The sequence below is a fragment of the Nocardioides phosphati genome (genome assembly GCF_014646375.1).
GTDB classification, from domain to species: domain Bacteria; phylum Actinomycetota; class Actinomycetes; order Propionibacteriales; family Nocardioidaceae; genus Nocardioides; species Nocardioides phosphati.
Window position 1 is genome coordinate 1 of the sequence record NZ_BMNI01000024.1, and the last position, 1630, is coordinate 1630.

Genomic DNA, 1630 nt, shown 5'->3' on the forward strand with positions numbered 1-1630 from the left:
AGCCAATGACCTGCCCGCCCTGATCGCCTGACCAACCCAAACGAAGGAACGCAGCGCTACACCACTACCCGGGACTTGACCTCGTTTCGAGCCAGACCCTTCGAAGGCTGGTCGCGTTCGAGAGTGCGGGAAGCGCCGTCACCTGGCGCAGCGATTGCAGGAACAAGAACTCCATGTGGGGCATGGCCGCGACGGGCGAAATATCTGCTAAGCCCTTCACCATCCAGAGCTCGAGGTACTCGATGCGCCCGATCTCCGGCAGCAGTGATAGCTCACGGGTGCCACCCAGTTTGAGGTCCAGCGCCCGCAGTTCGGACAGTGGCTTGAGCAGCGACAGGTCCGGCAGAGAAATCGATCGCAGTGTCAGGCTGGCCAAGTTCGTCAGCGTGCCGACAACTTCGATGTCTTTGGTCTGTCCCTCCAGATAGAGGCTTCGGAGTTCCCTGAACCGCGCCACTGGTGCGAGCGAGGGGCGCTTCTTCGTCTGACCAATGCCGAGGAAGTTGAGGTCGGTTCGCAGGTGCTCGAGGCCGGTGATGTCCTCTAGCGACTGGTAGAGCGCGTCGGCGCTGAAGCTGCGCAATTCTGGAAAGTGGCGCAGAAAGTCCAAGTCGCGGATCGACCCGTCGTAGGAGCCGAATGCGCGCAGCCCGGCTTCGGGGAACTTGCGGAGAACCTTGGCGATGCGCCGATAGTCCGCGTCCTCGAGAGCACTGCTGAACTGAACGACCTCGACCGCTTCGTCCATCTGGCGGAGGCCAGCGGACACTGACCCGGGCTCGAGCGTGAGAAACCGAGGATCGCGTCGGTGCAAGGACATGCGCCGATTCTGGACGCAGGCGCCGCGTCTTGGCGGCGGAACCCGAGAACCGCCCGCTCATGCCGCGAACCGGCCGGGGGTGCGGGCCATAGGGTGGTGCCGTGGCAGATGTGGAGATCAACGGGGCAGGCATTCGCCAAGAACTGGACGTTCACAAAGCGCTCGCAGGGAAACTGGAGTTCGGTCCCTACTACGGCTGGAACTTGGCCGCCCTCAGGGACCGACTTCTCACCGACGTGCCACGTCCCGTCCACATCACTTGGCGGGAATCTGCACTGAGTCGACGTGCCCTCGGGCCGGAGATCTTCGGTCGCATCGTCGCAATCTTCGAAGAGGCCGCAGAGCAGGACGTCAGCTTTGGCTGGACCGAGCGATTCGAGTTCGAGCTCCGCTGATTCCGTCCGCTCATGCCGCGGATGGCTCGTCATGCCGATGTGCGGAGGGCTACTTCTTGGAAAGCGACGGTCATTGCCAGCGTCGCCGGTCAACGATGGCGCCGAGCACTTCAAGTCGTAGGAGTTCCAGTGACAGAGATCCTGACCCGAGCAGAATTGCCCGTGGTGTCCGCAACATTCAACGGACGGGCTCAGACGCTTCCCGACATCGTTGCGACTCTGTCCGCTGTGAACGGTCTCTGGGTTCACTGCGCCGACTTGTCGTACGGCATCGCAGTTTCCGAAGGTCAACGCATCGATCTGTCATCTCGCGAGCTCTTCTCGTTGCCGCAAGTGGAGTCCAGCAGAGTGGTGTACGACGTCCTGAGTGAGCGCGTGCCTCCAACGTAGGCGCGGCCACCGGGTGAATCCTTCG

2 protein-coding genes are annotated in these 1630 nt (G+C 62.3%); one reads left to right on the plus strand and one right to left on the minus strand.

Translation table 11 applies throughout. The features are described from left to right. Positions 1-64: 64 nt before the first annotated feature. Positions 65-748, minus strand: coding sequence for a leucine-rich repeat domain-containing protein (locus IEX47_RS17810; RefSeq protein ID WP_188785492.1), 684 nt, complete (start codon positions 746-748; stop codon positions 65-67). A 173-nt stretch (positions 749-921) separates the two neighbouring features. On the opposite strand from IEX47_RS17810, the gene IEX47_RS17815 reads away from it, so the two are divergent. Then, positions 922-1215, plus strand: coding sequence for a barstar family protein (locus IEX47_RS17815; RefSeq protein WP_188785494.1), 294 nt, complete (start codon positions 922-924; stop codon positions 1213-1215). Positions 1216-1630: the final 415 nt, after the last annotated feature.

Bases quoted from the DNA above. Each gene is read 5' to 3' on its own strand.
- IEX47_RS17810 (WP_188785492.1), bottom strand. From the start codon at position 748: ATGGACGAAGCGGTCGAGGTCGTTCAGTTCAGCAGTGCTCTCGAGGAC.